This window comes from Mogibacterium diversum, assembly GCF_002998925.1.
GTDB lineage: Bacteria > Bacillota > Clostridia > Peptostreptococcales > Anaerovoracaceae > Mogibacterium > Mogibacterium diversum.
Genome location: NZ_CP027228.1, coordinates 1,162,454 through 1,184,626 on the forward strand (window position 1 = coordinate 1,162,454; position 22,173 = coordinate 1,184,626).

The window sequence follows — 22,173 nt, forward strand, 5'->3', positions numbered from 1 at the left end:
TCTCCCTCTATTTATATCTCAGATCATCATTAATGGCTTCCAATTTATTTCTACTTTTTGTCTTTGATTCTTTTATTTCAGCAATCAGGTTTTCAAATAGTCTTTCACTATCACGCATACTTAAATTTGCCTCATCTAGTAAATTCACCATTTCCTTATCATATGAATACTTTTCACGTTGCTCTTCAAGCACCCCTATGTTTCTATGCGTTTCATAAAAACAATCTTCGTTATCTTTGATTTTTTTCTCTGCCGCTTCAAGCTCTTCTATCTGTTCTTCAAGCTTTTTTCTTGCATTCAGCAATTCACTTCTATCATCTACACTCATTATAAAATCCTTATTCTACTTTACAGCCTTGCGATTATGTCTTCCTGCAAACTTTTTTGCTGTCTTTGAATCCCATTGTGCAAACAGCGAGTCGGTTTTAAATAGCTTTGCAGAATCGTCAGCAATCTGCTCCTTAAGCTTGTTTACCACTTTAGAAAAATCTTCATACAATGTCTGAGCACTTGCAACTGCAGTTAGTGTCGACTCTTCATCTCTCTGAAGCGCATCTACCATTACCAGCGTGGATCCCGCACTTAAACTAGCCGCGGTGTTCGCCACTTCACCTTTTACAATTTGTATATCAGCCATAATATTCCCTTCTTTCATAGCAATTCTATATTACTAAGATATATCATCTATATTCTATCTAAAAAACTTCCCCACTTCATCCTTGTACACGAAGTCCGTAATACCTCCGCAGTCCTCGCACTTGGACGAGCGGCAGCCAAAGCCTTGGCCGTATTTACCAAATCCCACGCGCATTTTATCTGATCCGCAAAATGCACATATCTCATTATATCCCATCTCGCGGTTACACGCATCGCCAGAGCCTCCTCGGACATCTACCGGCAGATGCTTGCCTTCATTTGGCAGAGCCTCTGTATCTGTCTCGTTAAAACTGGAAACCACGCTATTTAGCTCATTTTCCGTCATGACCCATCTTCCATCTGCCATGTTTCTCCCACCTCTCTATGGATTAATGCGCTGTGTTGTGTTAATATAGTGCACATATTAATTTTATATTACATTTCAGAAATATCAAGGAGAACACATGCTCACAGGCAAGCAAAGAAGTTATCTAAAGGGGCTCGCGCAGAAGATCGAGCCGACTGTATATATTGGCAAGGCTGACCTCACGGAGAACATCGTACGCTCTATCGACGAAAATCTTACGGCGAATGAACTTGTAAAATGTCAGATTCAGGAAGGCTCACTTCTCGACCCTACCGAGGTGTGCAGCGAACTTGCGGAGACTCTTCACGCTGAGTTCGTCGCAGCAATTGGGCGCCGCTTCGTGCTATATAGAAGGGCGAGAAATCCTAAGAATGTAAAAATCGAGCTGCCGAAGGCACCTCACAAGTAGTTTTTAAATATTTTTATATATTAAATATTTAAATTGATAGAAACATATATACATACGGAAATAAAAGCATAGCACTTAGCGCCCATCTTCGGGATGCTAAGTGCTTTTACAGTTATAGTCCGATCTCGTCAGCAATCTCGCGCATAGCTTCCAGCGAAATGTCTATAAACTCATCGAAGCTAACTCCGATTTCCTCGATAGCCGCCATGTACTGTCTGTTCGCTCCTGCTGCAAATCTCGTTTCCTTAAACCTTTTATTTACCGACTTGTGCTTAACGCTCGCAATCTTCTTATCTGGGTAAATCTGCGCAACAGCCTTGCAGAATCCGCTCATCGGGTCAGCAGCAAGGAGTGCAATCTCTAGTGTGGATTTCGCAACAACGCCAGACTCCGGGTTATGTGCGCAAATAGCCTGTGCCATAACCGGCTCATCGTAGCCTTCGTCCTTTAGAATCTGCGCCGAAACCGGTCCGTGAGTGGACATGTCTGTACGCCAGTCAGCCGTCTCCTCATCTAGGTCGTGCAGCAAGCCGCAGATACCCCAAAATTCTATCTCGTCAGGAGCAAGCTTCTTTGCAAGCCCCCTCATTATCGCCTCAACCGCGTACGAATGCGTGATGTAGTTCTCTCCCTTTACATATTTATGTAGCAGCTCATTAGCCTGCTCTCTAGTAATGTGCTCGCTCATTTTGTTTCTCCTTTTGCAAATATATTAATCTAAATTTTAACACAAACCGCTTGTGTTGACTATATATCGCACTTGACTGATTTAATGACATACAATAAGATAGTGTGTACGCAAATTCGCAATCACTTAGTCGTGCATAAATCGCACGCATGTATATATATTTAAATGGAAGAAACAGAAATGGAAAAAGCAGTACATAATAAGAACAAGGGCATCTTGCTGATAGTCACTTCAGCATTTTTCTTCGCCCTCATGGGAATATTCGTCAAGCTCTCGGGTGACCTGCCAGCTGTGGAAAAAGCATTTTTCAGAAACCTAATCGCCGCCATCATCGCTGCAATCGTACTGATCAAGGACAAGCAGCCGATACAAATCGGGCGCAAAAACTACATGCCTATGTTCGTACGAGTGACTGCAGGCACTATAGGAATCCTCGGAAATTTCTACGCAGTGAGCCACATAATGGTTGCTGACGCCAGTATGCTCAATAAGCTATCGCCATTTGCGACGATTATATTTTCGATCATCCTCCTCAAAGAGGTTCCCAAGCGATACCAGGTCTTCTGCCTAATGCTCGCCATGACTGGTGCCCTGTTCGTAATCAAGCCAGGCTTCTCGGGAAATCCTATAGGTATGGCCGCTGGTCTTATCGGCGGTGTTGGCGCAGGCCTCGCATACACTATGGTACGTATGCTCGGCTCTAACGGAGTACAGCGGGCGGTCATCGTCTTCTGCTTCTCAGCCTTCAGCTGCCTAGCGATGGTCCCGCTGATAGTGCTGAAATATCATGCCCCGATGAGCCCATATCAGATCCTCATGCTTCTCTGTGCAGGCTTTGCTGCTGCAGGCGGTCAGTTCAGCATCACAGGTGCATATCGCTATGCCCCTGCAAAGGAAATCTCAATCTACGATTATTCGCAGATTATCTTCACAACTGCGTTAGGATTCATGGTGTTCGGCGAAATCCCAGATATCTATAGTTTTATCGGATATGCGATTATAATAACGGCTGGTACGATAATCTTCTTCAAGTCGAAGAAAGAACAGTAGGCAAATTAAAATTAGATAAGAGAATGCCGCGCTGCCCGAGTGGGTGGCGCGGCGTTTTGAATTATTATTTTATTAAATATTATATCCCCACTTCTTGAGTAGTTACATCTACCTCTTATACCTCGGCGTCTCGAGCTTAACCGGTTCAGGATTTAGAAGCACCCACTTAGTCGCCAGCTCACACAGTCTATCTAGTGAATCCTCATTAAAATCACCTCTAGGACTTATACTTGAAGCCAGGCTCTTAGCCTCTTCGAGTTCCGCCTCAGGCAGTGATACCCCAGTTGCTACATGCTTTACGAAATCGTCTAGCATCATGCGATAATCTCGGTTCCAGTTGCAGCCACCATTTCTATTCATCTCGTCCTGAACACGGCCAGCAATTCTCACAACCTCGCCTTGAAGAGTCTCTGCTGCACCATGTGAAGGTATCAGGAGTTCCCAGAGCTCTGCAAACTGTTCCTTCCAAGTGTGCCCTTCTACTACAATCGGAGATACACCGTCGTGGATCTTGCGAGCCTTTACTGGCTCTACATCAAATAGCTTGTAAAGCTTGGCAAGTCCCGTATCTATCTCATCTACGTAATCTGGGTGGAAGCTTCCTCTATGGAATTCTACATCCTCACCAATTTTTCTCACATACTCCTTGACCGCAGGCGTCACCTCAGCTCCTGCATCTACTAGAATTTCAGCAACTTTCGCGCATCTTCCTATATCTATTCCTCGGCATGATATAAGCGCCTCCTCGAGTGGTGTTCGTTTCCATATATTGTCCCTAGCATTTAGGTCAACTCCTTGCTCGACGAGCAGCTTTACATTATCTGGTACGTATCCAGCTGCAGCGTTGTGAAGCGGGGTGTTTCCATAATTGTCTGGCTTAGCAACGTCACCCCCTAGTTCAAATAGCACCTTAACCACCTTCGCATTATTTCCAGCGTGAAAATTAAGCGGAGTGCGTCCGTAAGAGTTCAGTGTATTGACATCAAGCCCTTGTTCTACAAGCCAAGGTATGATTTCGGCTGGGATTCCATAGTGATGTAAAGCAGTATTGAGGTCACAGCGGCCTGCATAAGCTGTAATCTCGCATTTGTCGAATACCGCCTTTATCTCGTCAATATCACCTCTACGCAGTATCTCGTAGAAGTCGCTAGGTAACGTCTTTCTCTTTTTCTTAGCCATGTGTCCCTCCTATTAGTCCAATAGCTCAAATGAACCACCAGCATCTACTCTAAAAGTCTTCGAGTAGAATATAGTCATCGCATCTACAAGGTGCTTCGTATCCCTTGCGCCTACCGTTTCGTAGCACGAATGCATCGCCAGCTGTGCCAGCCCAATATCTACAGTGTTAAGCGACACGTGAGCATTCGATACGTTCCCTAGTGTGCTGCCGCCTCTTGTGTCTGATCTATTTGTAAATACCTGAACAGGTATATCATTCGACTCGCAGATGTCACGGAAAACCGCACAGCTCACGGCATCTGTCGTGTAGTGCTGTGCCGCGTTGAACTTGATTACTATGCCTTTATTTATCATAGGTCTATTTATAGGATCTGCCTTCTCGGGATGATTTGGATGCACTGCATGCGCGTTATCTGCACTCACCATGAAGCTTGAAGAAACCACCCTATAGTGTCCCTCTTCATCCTTGCCTGAAGCGAGCGAGATGCGCTTCAGCACCTCCTCTAGGAAAGTGGAATCAGCGCCCTGCTTGGTTAGAGAACCAGTCTCTTCATTGTCGAAAACCGCTAGAACTGGGACGCTGTGTGAATTCTTCGCGGCTATGAAGCCCTCAAGGCATCCGTACGCACACTGCAAATCATCTAGGTGTGGCGCTGAGATGTACTCCTCGCTGCCTCCCCATACCTTACCCTTATCTCGAACGTATAGGAATAGGTCATGCGAGATTATATCGGAATCTGATACGCCAGCAGACTCTGCTATAATTCTCATAAATGAACCCTTTGCCTCATCTGCCGAGCCGAGAACTGGGAGCATGTCAACCTGTGCGTTCCACGTCTGGCCTTTGTTAGCATCGCGGTTCATGTGAATTGCGACATTTGGAATGAGCAGCAAATCCCTATCCACGTTGACTAGTCTAACCTCGTACTTGTTACCATTTTTTACGATTATCCTGCCAGCAACGCTCAGTGGTCTATCGAGCCACGGAGCCATGAGCATGCCACCATAGCCTTCGACATTGAGCTTTACATATCCGTTTTCAACGATTTCAGGATTTTCCTTAACCTTAAACGCTGGTGAATCTGAATGAGCAGCGCTGATCATAAAGCCAGTAAAATCAAAAATCGGAGTCCTAAACGCAATTATACTCGAATCATTTCTGACCACGAAGTACTTCCCGCCTTCTGAAAGCTCCCATTTTGCAGACTCTGCAAGCTCAGTATAACCTTCCGCTTCAAGCCTCGCCTTAATATTAGCTATCGCATGAAAAGCTGTCGGCGACTTATCTAGAAACGATATGAGCTCTTTATTATAATCTGTCATCGAATTCTCCCTTTGTGTATCAGTGTTTCTCGCTAGCATTTGGCGCTACGTATCCTTCGCCTTACTACTAGCGCGATTTATCTATAACTTAATTTCATTACAAGCAGTATATCACAGCATCACTATTTCTTCTTCATTACATAACGCTGATTCCTGCTAGTCGCCTTGCCTGGAATCGTCATCTCTATAATCTCGTCCTCTATCGCAGGCTGCAAATAGTTCTCTCTAAAAGACTTTCTCGACTTTAAGCCAAGTGCACCCATGAGCTGCACGGCTGTATACGGTATATCAAATTCCATAGTCTCCATTAGTCTCTCTACCTGAGCAGTGGTATTTTCATACATTGCAGCGGGTTTACTCAGCACTTCCCCGAGCACCGCATCTAGTCGCTTCAGCATGAACATTATGAACTCATCAGAATCGCCATTCTTATGGCATCTAGCAATCACTTCATAATACTCGCTTTGGAAGTTTTTAATCTGACTCTCAAGTGGTACATACTGAAAAAGTTCACGCCAATCATATAGAAGTGTAGTCTGCCATAGCCTAGCCATCCTACCATTTCCATCTGCAAAAGGATGAATGAATACAAACTCATAATGAAATACAGATGACATAATCAGAGGGTGAACGTTTTCTTTCTCTCGGTTCATCCATTCAAATAAATCGTTCATCTGTCCAGTTACGAGCTTCGCTGTTGGCGCCATGAATATACATCTATCTCCGTCAAAAACACCTTCTTCACCACTTCTGAATTTGCCACATTCCGGCACAAGTCCGTCGGTCATTACTCCATGCATACGTTTTAAATCTTCCATATTAAATGGATTGATTTCTCGAATAGCTTCGTATGCGCGATATGCATTTTGAACTTCTTTAATCTCGTCACGGTTCCCGATGACAGTTCTGCCATCAATTACGTCTCTGACCTCAGCAAGAGATAGCGAGTTTGCTTCGATTGCAAGTGACGAATGAATAGACCTTATCCTGTTACTTCTCCGCAGATTCGGATGGGTGCTCAATGTATGATAGCCTTGTATCTTACCGACTTTCTCAGAGATATCACTTATTAACTTGAGCATTTGTTCCGTTATGTTATATGGTGGTTTGTACATCTGGGTGCTCACTTTGGCTTAATCATCTTGGGTGTTAACTTAGGTGTTTTCTTGAGTGTATCATAGCATCGCATATTTGTAAATATAGAAAACCCGCACCACTATACCACTAGCAGTGCGGGTTTTAACCTCTGAACTATTTATCTAATCCAGCTTTTCTTAAACGCCTTCTCTCCTGCAAATTCCTCATATAAAAGAACCCAATCGAATGAACCGTAATTGCTGCGATTGTCGCCGTAGTTATGTGTAGAACTGCCGCGTCATTATGTGCAAGATTATAGCTCGCAACACTGCCAAATAGGAAAATCCAAAGCTGAACAGCATAGTACTTCGCATCAAAGCTAAGGTGTGGCTTGCTGTACATGTTATTTGCAATAACCGCCCACTGTAACATGAAGATTCCTGCATACATGAAAAGGGTGACAAAATGCACGTTCGCATCGTTGTGACTTATAAAACTCATCGATACGGTAATCATAATCAGCCCGATATAAATCGGGTAATGGCTGTACATGAGGAACATTCCATTCGTATCCGCGTGTTCGTCGATGCTGTGATTGAGCACGCTGAAATAATACATGAATAAGCATGCAACTATCGTGAAGTAAAGGACTGAACTAAGCGTAAAGGTCTTGAGCGTGAAAAAAGGGGCGATTCCCATGATCATCTCACCTAGATTTATAATTGTAAGTAGGGAGATTCTCTCAACGAGGTGCACGAAATTTATATCGATACGCTCAAACCTCCTTCTGAAATAAATCGGCATAAGGAACGTCACGATAATCGTCACTAGATATATGTAAATGCCTATCGCTATCGGGAAGTGACTCGCCGCAAGCATACCGAACACTCTTACCCCCGTCACCCCGAGGAAGCCACGGATTGAAATGCGCTCTGCTTTTGTAAGCCCATGACTGTAATACTGCGCAAAGTACTGCACGAACAGCACGAATGAGAGTGATGCGATGGTCCAGCACAGGTAGTCAAAGTGGTCGTGCCAATCCTCGACAATCATGCCCGCAAACACCAGCAGGATCATCATCTTAACGAACATTATCGAGAGGTTAAGAAATGAATTTTTTCCATACTGATTCGTGAACACAGTCTGAAGCATCCACGCATCAACTAGCACGAACGTCGTCATAATGAAGGCAAAGAATGCCTCCCCACCTACAACGCCACCGTGCAGATGATGAATCAGCTCAGTCGTCTTCGAGATAGCATATACGAACACTAGGTCATAAAAGAGCTCGGTAAATTCGACATTTTTGTGCTTGATAGTGGATTTAAGCATATTACTCCTTATAAAACAAAAACCGTATAGCCTTTTTCTTAACTATACGGGTATTCCGACGTGCCGTCAATGTGCGGAGACTAGAACATTAGTGTTTCCAAAATATCAATATTGCTAGCCGCTCCTTTGTACCACTTTGTATTTTCCTATTAAATCGCTTTTATTAAATTTTTTTAATGATAGTATGAGCTTAGGAAGCATTTACATCAATTATTGAACCGGAGGTGCCCTATGTCATCAAACACTAACCGTCGTTATCGTAAGCCACTTAGCTTTACATTCATATTTGTTGTAATGTTACTTCTTATATTTGCTATCTTGCAGATTGCATCTAGACCAACAGCAGATAAGGATCGAGTAACAAATGCGACCGACATCAAAGTTATGGTGAAAACAGCTGACGATTCTAGATCAGCTATCGTCAAGACTTATGAATTGGATAAATTTACGAAGCTATCAAAATCAAAGCAGATGAAGATCATAAGTTCAACCTGCGGCAAAGTCGAAGGTGATGCTCCTAATGTTTCCCTCAAGAGTAAAGACACTTCACATATCAAGATCCATTTTCAAGATAAGAAGTCTAAGGCGAAAACACCTGAGATTGACAGCATAACTCTCTACACAGCAGCAGGAATGCCAGTAAATCCAAAAAAGAGACAAGATATCGGGGTGCTCTACAATTACGGCCATAAGACTGATGAACTGAGCATGTATCTGTCAGAATTTATACCAGCAGATAAACTGACATTCCGCGATTCAGATAGTACCAAAACGGATGATGCTGCTAGCGAAAGTAGTAATGATTCCACTGATGAAGAAGACCTCATCTGGTTCTGTATCTTCGAAATCAAGTACTCTATCGGAAGTAAAAAATATGTGACGTATACTGCGGTTTCGGTGGGGGAATAGACAGTAAAAAAGCGCCAAATGGCGCTTTTTCTATCATCTATAGATTTGATGGTTTATCGATTACCGTCGCTTTAATTGCATCAGATACAGTTTTTTTATGGAGCTTCTTCATAGCTAAAAACTTAAGATTGGTCTCAAGGTTTTCTCCAAACCGATCTCTCTGCTCTTCTGTTTCTATTACTATACGATATATTGCTCCTTTATAATCCAAAATAATTACAGTCTTTAAATTTACATTATCGTAAGCATTCATCCTACCATAATGGCAATAATGATATTTAGTAATATTAATATCATTTCTTTGTTTAATTATATTGTGTTTATTATCCTCCGAGATTTCCTCATTATTTGCATCCTCACTCTGAGACTCTCTACATTCATCAAAACTCGACGAGTCGTAATCTGTTGCCTCATTAAAAGAGCCTTTGCCTATAGCAATTTGTGCTTTTATTTTAGGGTAAAATTCAGGGTACTTTTGGTGATCTATTATATATGCTACCTCATATGAACCTGTTGATATACCTTCTGTCTTAGAATCGTTTGCATACCTCCAATATGTTGGTTTGCTAAACTTCATAACATACTTTTTATAGGGTCCAGTATACATTTTACTATAGTAATAATGATCATTATTAAAATTCTCATTTAAGGCAGGTAGAGCAGCCATCAAAATGAACGTGCACACATACCACAAAGCTATACTGTTGAAAAAAATTGTTCTTTTCCTTAACTTTTCTACCGTTATATGTCTCTTTTCCTGATTTAAAGAGTTGGAGTAGTAAAATACAAACGGATCTTCAGATTCCTTCTCTTTAATGTAAGTCGGTTTTAATTCTTTGATAATATTTTCAAGCGCATATTCATCATCAGGCGAAAGGAATTCCATTGAAACAGTATATTCTCTTTTTACACTCTGGCAACGTCCGTTTATAGGGATAATGTATAACCAATATGTGTTTTTTCTATAGATAAACCGACCTGTTACGGCAGGCATAATCTTACGAACCTGGATAATTGCATCAAGCTCCTCCCACCTAACAAGGTTGTATTTTGGTTTTCGTTTAAATATTCGAGTAACTCCTCCTGCTCTAACTGTTACACCTCGCTCATCTATTTTGATTAAATACCCACGATAACTGTCAATCATCGTAATAAGAGCTACAGCCAACAACATTTCAAATGCAGTTGTTCCTACTATTGCTGGGAGTTTCTTGCTGTGTATGGGAGTTTCACCATACATAAGCATGCCTACAGTGAATACAATCATCATCAGCACTCCCATAAGCACGAGTGTAAGGATTATACTATCCTTGGATTTAAATGTATACTCGGTAATTTGCTCATTTTTCTTCTTTGCCTCTATCCTTATTTTTGCTTTCTTCATGCTTTATTATGTCCTCTTTTATTTTTTTAAGTGCCACTATATCACCGTTACGGTAGCCTTCGATGCAAGAAGCTGTAAGTTTCATTTAATAATTATAGAAATCTGCAAAACCGTATAGCCTATTTATTAACTATAAGGGTATTCCGACGTGCCGTCAATGTACGGAACTAGAACATTAGCATTATCCAAAATATCAATATTGATATTGATAGCCGATTCTTTGTGCCACTTTGTATTTCCTATCATATCTTCTTTTTTTAATAATAATATGAACTTAGGAAGCATATACATCAATTGTTGAAACGGAGGTGCCCTATGTCATCAAACACTAACCGTCGTTATCGTAAGCCACTTAGCTTTACATTCATATTTGTTGGAATTTTACTTCTTATATTTGCCATCTTGCAGATTGCATCTAGACCAACAGCAGATAAAGATCGCGTAACAAATGCTACGGACATCAAAGTTGTGGTGAAAACAGCTGACAACTCTAGATCAGCTATCGTCAAGACTTATGAATTGGATAAATTTTCGAAGCTATCAAAATCAAAGCAGATGAAGATTATGAGTTCAACCTGCGGCAAAGTCGAAGGTGATGCTCCTAATGTATCTATCAAGAACAAAGACTCTTCCTACATGGTAATATCCTTTTCGCCATATCAAGCTAATAAAAATATCCGCACTCCAAATTGAGCACAGCATGTAGCTCCAGAGCTACGGATATTATCCAAGCAGTAAGAATCCGAATATAAATCTCGTTATTGCCTTAATAAAAAGAGCTCCGGCCAATTATGACCAGAGCCGATTTTTGGTGGAGGCGGTGGGATTTGAACCCACGTCCAAGAGCATTTCCGAAGGACTTTCTCCGAGCGCAGCTGATACTTTAGAATTCGCTCATGTGGCGTCACGTCAGCAGACTACACAATCACTATCCCGTTGTTCCCTTACGCTACCGGGAGCTCACGCAAGGTTTTCCTGCATAATCGACGCCAGATCCGTTACCTGCAGGTGAATACCGGTTGACGCGCGGTGCTGAACTAAGCAGCTAGTGCGAAATTGTTATTCTGTTTAGCGTTTGAATTTAACCGCCGCTTTTTACGTGGCTCGGCTCCACGGCTCGCTTATCCTTGTTCCACACTCCTGTCGAAACCTGACGCCCCCATAGCTTATACAGATTCCAAGTATGGTATTTGTATTGTATTTATTTGATTTTAGATCAGCATTTTGCTATAACCATAATCCTGCTACTTGCGAAGGCTATCCTTGATAGCCCTATCCATCTTGCGAGTAGCCTCCTTCTTGGCGATAGACTCACGTTTGTCGTAATTCTTCTTACCTCGGCAGAGACCGATCTCTACTTTGCAGTAACCTGCTTCATTTATATATACATTGAGAGGAATGAGTGTCAGACCGTCTGTCTTAATCTGGCCTGCCAGCTTGAAAATCTCCCGCTTATGCATCAGCAGCTTGCGTTCGCGAAGAGGCTCTACGTTGAAGCGGTTGCCTTGCTCATACGGTGAGATGTGCATGCCCAGGATGGTGATTTCGCCGTTATAGATGTGCGCATAGCTCTCCTTGATGCTAACGCGCCCAGCACGAACAGACTTAATCTCGGTTCCCGTGAGCGCAATACCCGCCTCGTAGGTCTCCTCGACAAAGTAATCATGCCTTGCCTTTTTATTATTAGCTACTACCTTCCTGCTTCTTGCCATGCCTTCCTCTTATAGTTTTTTATTATAGTTTCTTTATCTTGGTAAATGGGAACAGTCTCAAAACTGCCCGTCCCTTAATTGCATCCTTCTTGATGCAGCCAACCTCGCTATATCTGCTGTCGATGCTGACTACTCTGTTATCACCCATTACGAAATACTCGCCTTTTGGCACCTTGAAGTTATTCACAGAACCTGTTGTATATCCGTCCTTGAGGTAACTTTCATCGTATTCCTTGTCGTTTATATATACCTTACCATCATTGATAGTTATCTTGTCGCCAGGGAGTCCAATTACACGTTTAATCAGGAGCTTATTCTTGCCATTCTCATCCTGCAGCTCAGACTTAAAGATGACGATGTCACCGCGCTTTGGCTCCTTGTCACCTGAGTAGGCCCTCCTATACATGATGATATAATCATTTGGATTAAGTGTATCCTGCATTGAGGTCTGCTTAACTATTGTCGGTCTGACGAACGATATAACTACTGCCGTGAGTATAGCCGCACCGATGATATCCTTGATTAAACTCTTTACAAAATCACTCATTGTTAGCACCCTTCCTTCTCGCCACTAGCTCTAGTCCGTTTATTATTCTCTCAAATTCCTCTGGCAAATCCACCTTTATCGACTGCCCTGTGAGTCTCTCCAGAGGACCTACGCCCTCCTTGAAGGTTGTCCGGCAGCTGTGTAGAAGCTGCGTGCTGAGACCGAATCTCTGCTTCAGCCTACGATTCACATCAGCAGCTCTACCTCTAGCGTACTTTACGTCCCCTATTACAGGATGTCCGACCGACGCCATATGCGCTCTAATCTGGTGAGTCCTTCCTGTCACGAGCCTGATCTCAACGAGCGTAAAATCGCCTATCTTGCGCACAGGTCTTGCGATAGTCTCTATCTCTCGACCTCTGCTGTCACCTGCATCCAGAATCTTTACGGTATTGGTGTTCTGATCCTTGATAAGCCTGCCTTTTATGTCGATTTCCTTTTCGAGATGCCCATACACGATGGTCATATAGAACTTGTCGACCTTATCCTCACGAATCATCTCACCTAGGGCTTTCAGCGAAGCGCTATTCTTGCCGAACAGCACCGCACCTGTGGTGTTTCGGTCGAGGCGATTTGCTGGGGCTGGTGTAAACACCTTCTCCCTAGGATTGTAAGCTCCCGTCTCTATAAGGTAATCCTTAACTTGGTTAGCCAAATGATTCTTCTTCTCTCTTTGGTCCCCGTGAGTCAGTAGCCCAAACGGCTTGTCGGCAACTAAGATATCCTCATCTTCGTATACAATTTTGAAATTGCGTCGCACCTTAGGTCTATTATCATTCCTAGTTGCGGCACTCCACTCTTCAATAAGTCCATCGCTGATATACAACGTAAGAACATCTCCCTCAGCGAGCATATAATTATTGCCCTCGCGCTTACCATTAACCTTTACATCCTTTCGAATGATCTTGTAAATGGTGCTCAGAGTTGCCTTCGGAAGGTATCTGCGCATGAATTTGTCGAGGCGTCTACCCGCGTCGTTGGAATTTATCTCAAATTGCTTCATTTATATCTGCTTTCTATCTAAATCGTACCGTATATTGTACCATGCAAACGGCTTATTAACAAGGTGTCGCACCTCTTCTATTGTTTGCAATCGTTAGCAAAAAAATGTATAATTTTCTGTAAAGTTGCGTCTGGTGGCGCAGCATGAAGGAGAATTTAGAATGAAGAATTTTAAGGATCTATTTCATAACACCAATGACATTATAATTGCACTTGTAATCGTCATGATGGCAGCAGGAGTTATAGTGTGGCGCTTCAATGTAATTATGAAATACCCACAGGTTCTTGCAAGCCAGTCAAGCCGCAAGCAGTCCGAGGAAACCCTGAACTCCGCTTCCACTCTCAAGTATGGAAGTGCGTTTAAGAACGGTGCTCTCAAGAAGGACGTGAGTGTTACTATAAACGGTGGCGGCGAGGCTGATGTATCCGATCTTATCGACAAGAATCTTTTCGCGGATTATAAGCAATTTGCTGCGGATGTGAAGGCGCAGGGACACGATGTGTCAGACATCGATGCGGGTACTTATTCATTTAAGAAAGGGGCGTCTGTCGAGTCTGTAATTTCAGACTTGGTAGGCTAATAATATAGGAGAGAATCAATGCTTGATAATTACAATCTAACGATGCTGACTGATTTCTACGAAATCACTATGGCTAACGGCTATTTCCATTCTGATGTTCGCGACTACGAGGCTTGCTTCGACATGTTCTTCCGCAGAGTTCCTGATCAGGGCGGATATGCGATTATGGCGGGACTCGAGCAGGTCATCGAGTATCTCAAGAATCTGCATTTCACAGAAGAAGATATTGAGTATCTACGTTCAAAGGGGATTTTTAGCGAAGAGTTTCTAGACTACCTGCGCGACTTCAAATTCACTTGTGATGTATGGGCTGTTCCCGAGGGTACTCCGATATTCCCTCACGAACCGATTATCACGGTGACTGGTCCGCTGATTCAGGCGCAGTTTGTTGAGACATTTATACTTCTAACTATCAACCATCAGAGTCTAGTTGCCACCAAGGCAAGCAGAGTCGTAAGGGCGGCTCAGGGTAGACCTGTCATGGAATTTGGTTCTAGAAGAGCACAGGGCGCATCTGGTGCTATATACGGAGCGAGAGCTGCTTATATAGGCGGCTGCGCAGGCACTGCGTGTGCGATTGCTGATAGAGACTACGGCGTGGCGGCGCTCGGAACTATGGCACATAGCTGGGTGCAGACATTTGACAGCGAATACGAAGCATTTAAGGAATATGCGAGAATCTATCCTGACAACGCAGTTCTGCTGATAGATACATACAACGTTTTGAAGTCAGGGCTTCCTAATGCCATCAAGGTATTTAAAGAGATGAAGCCTGCCAAGATGGGCGTTAGAATCGACAGCGGCGATATCTCCTACCTCACCAAGAAGACTAGGGAGATACTCGATGCTAACGGTCTCGAGGACTGTGCTATAGTAGTTTCCAATTCTCTTGACGAGTGGCTAATCAGAGATATCATCCTCGAGGGGGCTAAGGTTAACTCATTTGGTGTTGGTGAGCGCCTAATCACGGCTAAGTCTGAACCTGTATTTGGCGGAGTGTACAAGCTCGCTGCCATAGAGCGTAACGGCGTGATGATTCCTAAGATGAAGATATCAGAGAACGTAGAGAAGATTACAAACCCAGGTTTCAAGAAAGTCTACAGGTTTTTCGACAACGAGACTGGCAAGGTCATGGGCGACCTCATCGCGCTCCACGATGAAGAGGCTCCAACGAGAGATGGCGTTGAGATATTTGACCCTAATGCTATCTGGAAGCGCAAGAGGCTGACAAACTTCACGGTTAAGGAGCTGATGGTAAAGGTTTTCGACAAGGGTGAGTGCGTATACGAGTCCCCAGACCTCGAGAGCATACGTTCATATTGCATGGAGCAGATTGAGACTCTATGGAGCGAGATGCTTAGATTTGAAAATCCTCAGACATACTACGTTGACCTATCCAAGAAGCTGTGGAACATGAAGCATGAGCTACTCAGTAAATACAACGAGCTTCCTGCAGACAAGTAGCTTCTAGGCTGCATAATTAAAAATTTGAAGAGGCTGGACCTTAGCTTAATTAGCTGGTTCAGCCTCTTTTTAGTTGAGTCTGTATTAACTTTGTCATATGCATTTCTAGAGAATATTAAAAAGCATATGCTAAATCTATTACTGATTCTGAGAAGCGATATTATCTAATAGATGTACTCCTCGGTTAACTGTGATTTTCTAACCATATCACCATAGAGTTTCGAGCTCTTAATAAGCTCCTCGTGCTTTCCAGCACTAACAACTTTGCCGTTATCCATGACCACAATCTTGTCAGCCTTCTCAATCGATTTCATCCTGTGAGATACGATTATTACAGTCTTGTTTTCGATTAATTTGTTGATGCTATTTTGAATCTCCATCTCATTTTCGACATCGAGCGACGCTGATATCTCATCGAGAAGTATTATCGGCGCATCCTTCAGAAATGCCCTCGCTATAGATATACGCTGCCTCTCCCCACCCGAGAGTTTGGATCCGTTTTCGCCAATCTGGGTTTCGTAACCATCTGGCATTTTCGCTACTATCTCATCGACATTAGCGAGCTTCGCAGCTGCAAAAACCTCTTCATCAGTAGCATCCTTACGCCCTAGCCTGATATTCTCCATTACGCTCGTATTAAAGAGCTCTACGTTCTGAAATACGATAGATATCTTGCTGAACAGCGATGCTGTACTTATAGATTTTATATCCTCTCCGCCGACAGTGACTTCGCCTTTATCGTAATCATATAGACGTGAGAGCAACCTAAGCACGGTAGTCTTACCGCACCCTGAAGGACCTACTATAGCCGTAACAGCATTCTGATTTGCTGTAAAGCTAACCCCATTTATAACCTTATTATCACCATATTGAAATTCTACGTCATTAAAGCAGATGTCAAACTTCTGCACTTCCTTATCTATACCAGGCTGCACTTCCTCATCCATGAGATCTCGAATCCTGTCATAGCTATCCTCAAAGAAAAATATCGCTGCGATGAACTCGGAGAGTGACGCATATTGATGAGATATGGTGGTTACTGCCATGAGATATCCCACGTAGTACAGAAGGCTTACAGAACCTTTTGCATAAAGAGTTGCGCCGATTACAGCTACTAGCACTGGTCCAAGCAGTGGAACTACACGCAAAACTGTAGCACTTATTGCCATTGTAAATTCTGCGGCAGTATGTATTTTCTCAGTGCTTTCTATCTTAGAAGTTACATCGCGTCTCACTTCATCCTGCATGGAATAGCTCTTAATTTCCTGCTGCATTTCGAATGCATCTTGGAACGCATTGGCATTGTCGAGAAGCTGCTTGTAATACACCTTGACTTTCCTGGTCTGGAAATTCTTGAATACAAACATAAGCGCTATCCCCATCCAGATAGGCATGACCACTGCAAGCCCTAAAGCAAGATTCCCGATACACATCATGATGCTTATAATCGCAAAGAACACCACGAATCCTATAAATTCCGGCACAGCATGGGATATAGCCATCTCTATATTGCTTACATCCATCATAATCGTCTGCGAGAGATCGGACAAGTTATGTGTCGAGAAGTACGAGAGCGGCAGCTCCTTGATTTTCTTCGCGAGCTCGATTCGGAGATTTACGCTCTCTTCGTAAGTGACATCGTAAGTGAGCTTGTATTCCCTAGCTGTTGCAAGGTACATAAGGATAGCTATGATAACTATGATCCCGATATAGTGCGCTATTGGTTTTAGGTTGCTATTTATCATATCATTCAGAAAAATGAACACAATCATAGGTGGAAGCATAAAGGTCACATACTTGAAAAACGATGAAACCGATGCCCTCATCATGTTGTCAATCCCTTTGTCTGTAAGCGAAAAATGTCTCTGTAATTTTCGTTTCATTATGATAGCCTCCATTCGTTAGCCTGGTTGTATAGATTCTGCAGATTCTTGTACTTGCTATCCTTTGCGATAAGTTCATCATGGGAACCACGTTCAGTGACTTTTCCGTCCTCTACAACCAGTATCTCATCTACATTCCTGATACTTGAAAGCCTGTGCGCTATCATGATTACTGTCTTGCCTTCCATTAACTTCGAAAAGGCCTGCTGCATCTCATACTCATTTTCCGGGTCGCTGGCAGCACTCGCCTCATCGAGGATTATTATCGGAGCATCTTTGAGGATTGCCCTTGCTATTGCTATTCTCTGTGTCTCACCGCCAGATAGGTGAACGCCTTTTGCTCCTATTATCGTATCCTCGCGCGTTTCAAACTTATCGAGAATACTTCCGCACATCGCAAGGTCAAGCGCTTTTACGACTTCTTCGCGCGATGCATCGGGTCTTCCAATTTTTACATTTTCATAGATGCTGGTTTTAAATAGCTTGGCGTTTTGGAACACGAAGGCAATTTCATGCTCTAGCGTCTCCCTTTTATATTTTGAAATATCCACTCCACCGATTTTTAGTTCCCCACTCGATACTGGGTAAAATCCAGAGATTAGCTTGGCAATAGTGGATTTTCCACTGCCCGATGATCCCACAAGGGCATATTTCTTACCGCTCTCAAGTCTAAGACTGAAGTCTGTTAGAACATCTACCCCCTCTTCATATCTAAATGTCACCCCTGCAAATTCTATATCATGACTTGCCATTTCAGCGACATCCCCATGAGCTAACTTGTTCTTATCCATCTGATCAAATAGTGACTCCAGCTTGCTGATCGCATCGTTAGCCATCTCAAAATTCTTACTGAAAAACATGACCTTCATAAACGCACTCATCAGAAGCCCCGAAAAAGCTGCGAAGAACACCACCAGGCTGATTGTCTCACTAGCTTGTGGTGATTTTGGCATCGCGATATATGCAACCGGTACAATTAGTGCTGATAGAGAAAGCATACACACCTGAAATATAACGTATGGTCTTCTACACATCTGGCACTCCTTGTTAACAACCTCAGAGTATCTAATAATTGACTTGTACAGACGCTCAAATGATTCAACCACCATATTAAATATCTTGATCACCTGTATCCCTCGCACATACTCGACCGTTTCCGAGTTAATGTCGTCTAGTGCTCCCATGTACTCTTTCATCATATCTGAATCAGAATACATGAATTTAAAACAGATGCTCGCCGCAATTACCGCCGCAACAATCAGGATACCTACGTACTTACTCACCATGAACGAGAGTACCAACAGGCATATCGGGAACAGCACTGCATTTACGGAATCAGGCAGTATATGCGCTACTATTGTGTGCGTATTTCCTGAATTGTCATCTATAATTTTTCTAGTCTTTCCAGATGAATTCATGTCGAAGAACGAAAACGATCCGTCGAGAAGAGCATTTAGCCCCTTCTTCTTCATGTTCGTTTCCAGTCTGAAAGCAAATAGATGGCTACACATGAGTGCTGCGATATACGTGAACATGTATATAATTGTCGTTCCAAATATCAGATACGACAGCTTGCTAATCCTCGAGTAGTCTGCATCCCCTGTTATCTCATGAAGCATTTTCCACAGAAAATAATACGGAACGAACGACAGAATCGTCGCTACGGCAGATAATAGCATCGCCGCTACCATGCATCCCTTACGGTCTTCCGCATAGCTAAATAGTTTTTTAAATACACCCATTCTATGCCTCCTTGAAGTGCTTTCTGAGTATTAGATATCCAAGGTAAGCACCGATCACCGCCATTACGAATACAATAGCTGTCGATATCACGCCCCACGTGCCTGCGGTATACTTGATGTAGTTGTTCATCTCAGCTTCAGTTTGCCCTTTCTGCATCCAATAGCTTTTGTATCTGCTGACAAAGAAGCTTGCAGGAATAATTGCACCCCAAGCCTGTCCTACGTGCAGAACTCCAGATGCGATAGCAACCCTACAAGTACTAACCTCTTTGCCTTTCCTTGAAGCGATAAAATCGGCAATTATAGCCATACCAATTGATGTTATATACCACGGTATATAACCGCCACCCATAAGCGTAAAGCACGCCATAACGAGCACCGTCATAATCGTGTACTGCCACATCTTACCGAGCTTCTTTGCCATAAAATATATGACGGTTCCAGAGAAAATAGCGCATATCCCCGGGCTTACCGAGTGTCCTAGTGCTCCAAGCGGGGTGATTACGAGCATCGATACCATGTAGATAATCATGTACACAGCTGTAAGCAGCGCAATGAGTATAAAATCCTTAGTCTTAAGCTTGTTATTCATAAAAAGCCTCCATTTCTTCAAAAGTTTTATTTAACTGGCTTACGTTGTCCTCGTCCAAATAAAAAGTTCCCCTTATACGTCCATCCTCGAGATAGAAAATTCTATCTGCAACGTTCCTTATAAACTCATAATCATGAGAGATGATTATGATAGTGTGGTTTCGCTTCATAGATTCAAGTTGATCTACAACACGATGCATCGACCTTTTGTCGAGTCCGCTAGTCGGTTCGTCCAGTATTATTACCTTGTTCTGACTCACCCTGCTTATCGCCATCTGTAACCGCTGCTTCTGACCACCGCTAAGGCTGTGTGGATGAGTGTCTCTAAATTCATATAGATTTAGGGCCTTCAAGGCTTCAGCATTGAGTTCTTCATCCATGCTGCTGATCTCAAGCTCCTTTATGCAAGATGCTCCAAACAGCTGATAATCTGCATCCTGCATTATATACAGAGCCTGACCTTCAATCTCTACGCTACCGCTATCTGGGTTGATAACGCCAGAGATGAGTCTCGCCAGTGTGGTCTTACCTGCACCATTTACCCCTATGATGGTTGAGATTTCACCACGCCTAAACTCAGCACTCACCCCTTGCAGGATTCCCTTGTAAGAAACGTTCTCTATTCTTACATCTACAGGACCTGCCCTTGCGATTAGTCTACTTTCATATTTCTCGTCAAAGAGATTTACAGTTCTCGCCGCGTAATCACTACTGAAGTAAGCCTCTTCACTTTCATACTCCGTTACCGTATTATCGTTAAGAAGCAGCACCTTGTCTATAAGCCCACGCAGATAGAAACATCGATGGTCCGCTACTAGCACGGTAATCCCCTCGCTCTTCAGTTCTTCAATCTGCCTTCTTAACCTCATAGCGTTTCCGTAGTCGAGATTTGCAGACGGTTCATCGAATATCACTATACTAGGATTCATAATCAGAGCTGACATCAGCGCGAGCATCTGCCTTTCTCCTGAAGATAGTTCATAGATATCTCTATCGAGAAGGTGCTCTAGCTTATACTTCTTAATCAAGGCTTTAAGGCGCATCTCCATCTCCGGCTTCGATACGCCGAAATTCTCCATCGCAAATACGAGCTCCGCAGTTGTATTGGTTGTAAAGAACTGACTTCTCGGATTTTGAAATACATTTCCGATAAGCATGCTTCGCTCGGTCATCGTGACCTTACTTTTCCCACCTATAAACAGTTCTCCGCTCAGCTTCCCATCTATAACCTCTGGGATCAGGCCGTTTATTACATTAAGGAGTGTAGATTTTCCAGAGCCACTAAGTCCGGATATAAAAACTATACTGCCTTCTGCAATTGAAAAGTTAACATCTTTAAGTACGGGAGTATGCTCACCTTCATAAGCGAATGTCAGATTTCTCGCCTCCATGACATCCTTCATATTAAACCCCCGATGATTAAGACCATTCCTGCTCCTCCGATTGCAAACATCACGTAATCCACTCCATGAAACCGATTATCAAAATAGCTCGTCCTCTTCTCTTTTGTTGCAATCCCTTTCGTGAGTCCTGCTGCTGTCAGCTCTGCGCTTAAGCTCACGCATCTAAAAAGCTGTGGTACGAGCAAGTACTCGAAGGTTCTTAGTGGGTGCTTCATTGAAAACTCGACACCCCTGATGTGCATAGCCTGCTTTATTATGCGAAACTCTCTTCTAAATGTCGGGATGTATCTGATAGTGATGGTGAGTCCGATTATAAATATCTTTGGCAGATGTAGCCTCTGTAGAGCAGACAGTATTTCTGACGAATTATAATCTGTGACTATCAACACTGCGATTAGTATGCACGGCGTAAAGTAGACTGTCATATTGATCATCATTCCCAAGACGCTACTCTTAATATAGAAGCTATTTAAAAGGATAAATATTATCCCTAAAGATACCCATATAAGAGTCTTAAGAGCAGTCTTATATCTGCGAGCGATGAGTAACGCCGTATACCCTAGACATAGTCCGATGATTATGCTTTTATCAGTGGGGAAGAACATAGTTACGACTGGAAGAACCGCATTGATGATAATTAATGTAAGCGGATTAATCTTTCTTCGGTTAAGATGTCTCACATCCTCATTATTCACCTGTTCTGATAAAGTAAGCTCAGCCATCATTATCTCCTGAAACATTAATATTCTCTCTATATATAGTAGGAAAGAATACTGTAGAAATTAAGTTAGTATATTCTAACTTAAATGCATGTTGGTACTGAAACAAAAGTAACATGCACGAGTTTTGATTTGCATCAAGTTAGACGAAACTAACTACAGTATAAGTATATTC

At 42.9% G+C, this 22,173-nt stretch carries 23 protein-coding genes and 1 other RNA gene; 6 read left to right on the forward strand and 18 right to left on the reverse strand.

Annotated features, from left to right (window positions below; all coding sequences use genetic code 11):
- Positions 1-7 precede the first annotated feature (7 nt).
- The 3 genes from C5Q96_RS05430 to C5Q96_RS05440 are packed head-to-tail and all read right to left on the reverse strand — an operon-like array spanning position 8 to position 1,003.
- Positions 8-328 carry a hypothetical protein gene (locus tag C5Q96_RS05430; RefSeq protein ID WP_106057389.1) on the reverse strand — a complete coding sequence of 107 codons (321 nt, stop codon included), beginning with the start codon at positions 326-328 and terminating at the stop codon, positions 8-10.
- A 15-nt stretch (positions 329-343) separates the two neighbouring features.
- The gene (locus tag C5Q96_RS05435; protein ID WP_158696701.1) at positions 344-637 is read right to left on the reverse strand and encodes a TIGR04197 family type VII secretion effector; all 294 of its coding nucleotides are present in this window, start codon (positions 635-637) and stop codon (positions 344-346) included.
- A 54-nt stretch (positions 638-691) separates the two neighbouring features.
- Positions 692-1,003 carry a hypothetical protein gene (locus C5Q96_RS05440; RefSeq protein ID WP_106057391.1) on the reverse strand — a complete coding sequence of 104 codons (312 nt, stop codon included), beginning with the start codon at positions 1,001-1,003 and terminating at the stop codon, positions 692-694.
- A gap of 97 nt (positions 1,004-1,100) precedes the next feature.
- Between C5Q96_RS05440 and C5Q96_RS05445 the strand changes: the two genes are divergently transcribed.
- Positions 1,101-1,412, forward strand: coding sequence for a YhbY family RNA-binding protein (locus C5Q96_RS05445; protein WP_106057392.1), 312 nt, complete (start codon positions 1,101-1,103; stop codon positions 1,410-1,412).
- 112 nt (positions 1,413-1,524) lie between these two features.
- On the opposite strand, the gene C5Q96_RS05450 is transcribed toward C5Q96_RS05445, so the two are convergent.
- On the reverse strand, positions 1,525-2,100 hold the full coding sequence (locus C5Q96_RS05450; RefSeq protein ID WP_106057393.1) for an HD domain-containing protein: 576 nt from the start codon (positions 2,098-2,100) through the stop codon (positions 1,525-1,527).
- Positions 2,101-2,280: 180 nt separating this feature from the next.
- On the opposite strand from C5Q96_RS05450, the gene C5Q96_RS05455 reads away from it, so the two are divergent.
- On the forward strand, positions 2,281-3,150 hold the full coding sequence (locus C5Q96_RS05455) for a DMT family transporter (protein ID WP_106057394.1): 870 nt from the start codon (positions 2,281-2,283) through the stop codon (positions 3,148-3,150).
- Positions 3,151-3,258: 108 nt separating this feature from the next.
- Here C5Q96_RS05455 and C5Q96_RS05460 read toward each other — a convergent pair whose 3' ends face one another.
- From C5Q96_RS05460 to C5Q96_RS05475, 4 genes are all read right to left on the reverse strand, one after another.
- Positions 3,259-4,329, reverse strand: coding sequence for an ankyrin repeat domain-containing protein (locus C5Q96_RS05460; RefSeq protein WP_106057395.1), 1,071 nt, complete (start codon positions 4,327-4,329; stop codon positions 3,259-3,261).
- A 12-nt stretch (positions 4,330-4,341) separates the two neighbouring features.
- Positions 4,342-5,652 carry a M18 family aminopeptidase gene (locus C5Q96_RS05465; RefSeq protein ID WP_106057396.1) on the reverse strand — a complete coding sequence of 437 codons (1,311 nt, stop codon included), beginning with the start codon at positions 5,650-5,652 and terminating at the stop codon, positions 4,342-4,344.
- 122 nt (positions 5,653-5,774) lie between these two features.
- Positions 5,775-6,767, reverse strand: a complete 993-nt coding sequence (locus C5Q96_RS05470) for a Fic family protein (RefSeq protein WP_106057397.1) — start codon at positions 6,765-6,767, stop codon at positions 5,775-5,777.
- Between the two features lie 136 nt (positions 6,768-6,903).
- Positions 6,904-8,061, reverse strand: coding sequence for a low temperature requirement protein A (locus C5Q96_RS05475; protein ID WP_106057398.1), 1,158 nt, complete (start codon positions 8,059-8,061; stop codon positions 6,904-6,906).
- Between the two features lie 231 nt (positions 8,062-8,292).
- On the opposite strand from C5Q96_RS05475, the gene C5Q96_RS05480 reads away from it, so the two are divergent.
- The gene (locus C5Q96_RS05480) at positions 8,293-8,970 is read left to right on the forward strand and encodes a hypothetical protein (protein ID WP_106057399.1); all 678 of its coding nucleotides are present in this window, start codon (positions 8,293-8,295) and stop codon (positions 8,968-8,970) included.
- 37 nt (positions 8,971-9,007) lie between these two features.
- Here C5Q96_RS05480 and C5Q96_RS05485 read toward each other — a convergent pair whose 3' ends face one another.
- Positions 9,008-10,354 (reverse strand): hypothetical protein, encoded by a 1,347-nt coding sequence (locus tag C5Q96_RS05485; protein WP_106057400.1) that lies wholly within the window; start codon positions 10,352-10,354, stop codon positions 9,008-9,010.
- A 315-nt stretch (positions 10,355-10,669) separates the two neighbouring features.
- On the opposite strand from C5Q96_RS05485, the gene C5Q96_RS05490 reads away from it, so the two are divergent.
- The gene (locus C5Q96_RS05490) at positions 10,670-11,047 is read left to right on the forward strand and encodes a hypothetical protein (RefSeq protein ID WP_106057401.1); all 378 of its coding nucleotides are present in this window, start codon (positions 10,670-10,672) and stop codon (positions 11,045-11,047) included.
- Positions 11,048-11,163: 116 nt separating this feature from the next.
- Here C5Q96_RS05490 and ssrA read toward each other — a convergent pair.
- From ssrA to C5Q96_RS05510, 4 genes are all read right to left on the reverse strand, one after another.
- Positions 11,164-11,515: a transfer-messenger RNA gene (gene ssrA / locus C5Q96_RS05495) on the reverse strand.
- 83 nt (positions 11,516-11,598) lie between these two features.
- A complete protein-coding gene (gene smpB / locus C5Q96_RS05500) occupies positions 11,599-12,066 on the reverse strand; it encodes an SsrA-binding protein SmpB (protein WP_106057402.1) in 468 nt (155 codons plus the stop codon).
- A 22-nt stretch (positions 12,067-12,088) separates the two neighbouring features.
- Positions 12,089-12,613 carry a signal peptidase I gene (lepB, locus tag C5Q96_RS05505; RefSeq protein WP_106057403.1) on the reverse strand — a complete coding sequence of 175 codons (525 nt, stop codon included), beginning with the start codon at positions 12,611-12,613 and terminating at the stop codon, positions 12,089-12,091.
- Positions 12,606-13,616 (reverse strand): RluA family pseudouridine synthase, encoded by a 1,011-nt coding sequence (locus C5Q96_RS05510; protein ID WP_106057404.1) that lies wholly within the window; start codon positions 13,614-13,616, stop codon positions 12,606-12,608. The genes lepB and C5Q96_RS05510 overlap by 8 nt, the downstream gene beginning before the upstream one ends.
- Positions 13,617-13,776: 160 nt before the next feature.
- On the opposite strand from C5Q96_RS05510, the gene C5Q96_RS05515 reads away from it, so the two are divergent.
- Both C5Q96_RS05515 and C5Q96_RS05520 read left to right on the forward strand, forming a co-directional pair.
- Entirely contained in the window at positions 13,777-14,196 is a 420-nt protein-coding gene (locus tag C5Q96_RS05515; RefSeq protein WP_106057405.1) for a hypothetical protein, read from the forward strand.
- 18 nt (positions 14,197-14,214) lie between these two features.
- On the forward strand, positions 14,215-15,660 hold the full coding sequence (locus C5Q96_RS05520; RefSeq protein WP_106057406.1) for a nicotinate phosphoribosyltransferase: 1,446 nt from the start codon (positions 14,215-14,217) through the stop codon (positions 15,658-15,660).
- A 164-nt stretch (positions 15,661-15,824) separates the two neighbouring features.
- On the opposite strand, the gene C5Q96_RS05525 is transcribed toward C5Q96_RS05520, so the two are convergent.
- The 5 genes from C5Q96_RS05525 to C5Q96_RS05545 are packed head-to-tail and all read right to left on the reverse strand — an operon-like array spanning position 15,825 to position 22,019.
- Positions 15,825-17,543: an ABC transporter ATP-binding protein gene (locus tag C5Q96_RS05525; protein ID WP_106057407.1), complete on the reverse strand. Its 1,719-nt coding sequence runs from the start codon at positions 17,541-17,543 to the stop codon at positions 15,825-15,827.
- Positions 17,543-19,285 (reverse strand): ABC transporter ATP-binding protein, encoded by a 1,743-nt coding sequence (locus C5Q96_RS05530; protein WP_106057408.1) that lies wholly within the window; start codon positions 19,283-19,285, stop codon positions 17,543-17,545. Before C5Q96_RS05530 ends, C5Q96_RS05525 begins: the two co-directional genes overlap by 1 nt.
- Position 19,286: 1 nt before the next feature.
- Positions 19,287-19,877, reverse strand: coding sequence for an MptD family putative ECF transporter S component (locus tag C5Q96_RS05535; protein WP_106057409.1), 591 nt, complete (start codon positions 19,875-19,877; stop codon positions 19,287-19,289).
- Positions 19,870-21,279, reverse strand: a complete 1,410-nt coding sequence (locus C5Q96_RS05540) for an ABC transporter ATP-binding protein (RefSeq protein ID WP_106057410.1) — start codon at positions 21,277-21,279, stop codon at positions 19,870-19,872. The genes C5Q96_RS05535 and C5Q96_RS05540 overlap by 8 nt, the downstream gene beginning before the upstream one ends.
- Positions 21,276-22,019, reverse strand: a complete 744-nt coding sequence (locus C5Q96_RS05545; protein ID WP_245905550.1) for an energy-coupling factor transporter transmembrane component T — start codon at positions 22,017-22,019, stop codon at positions 21,276-21,278. Before C5Q96_RS05545 ends, C5Q96_RS05540 begins: the two co-directional genes overlap by 4 nt.
- Positions 22,020-22,173 lie beyond the last annotated feature (154 nt).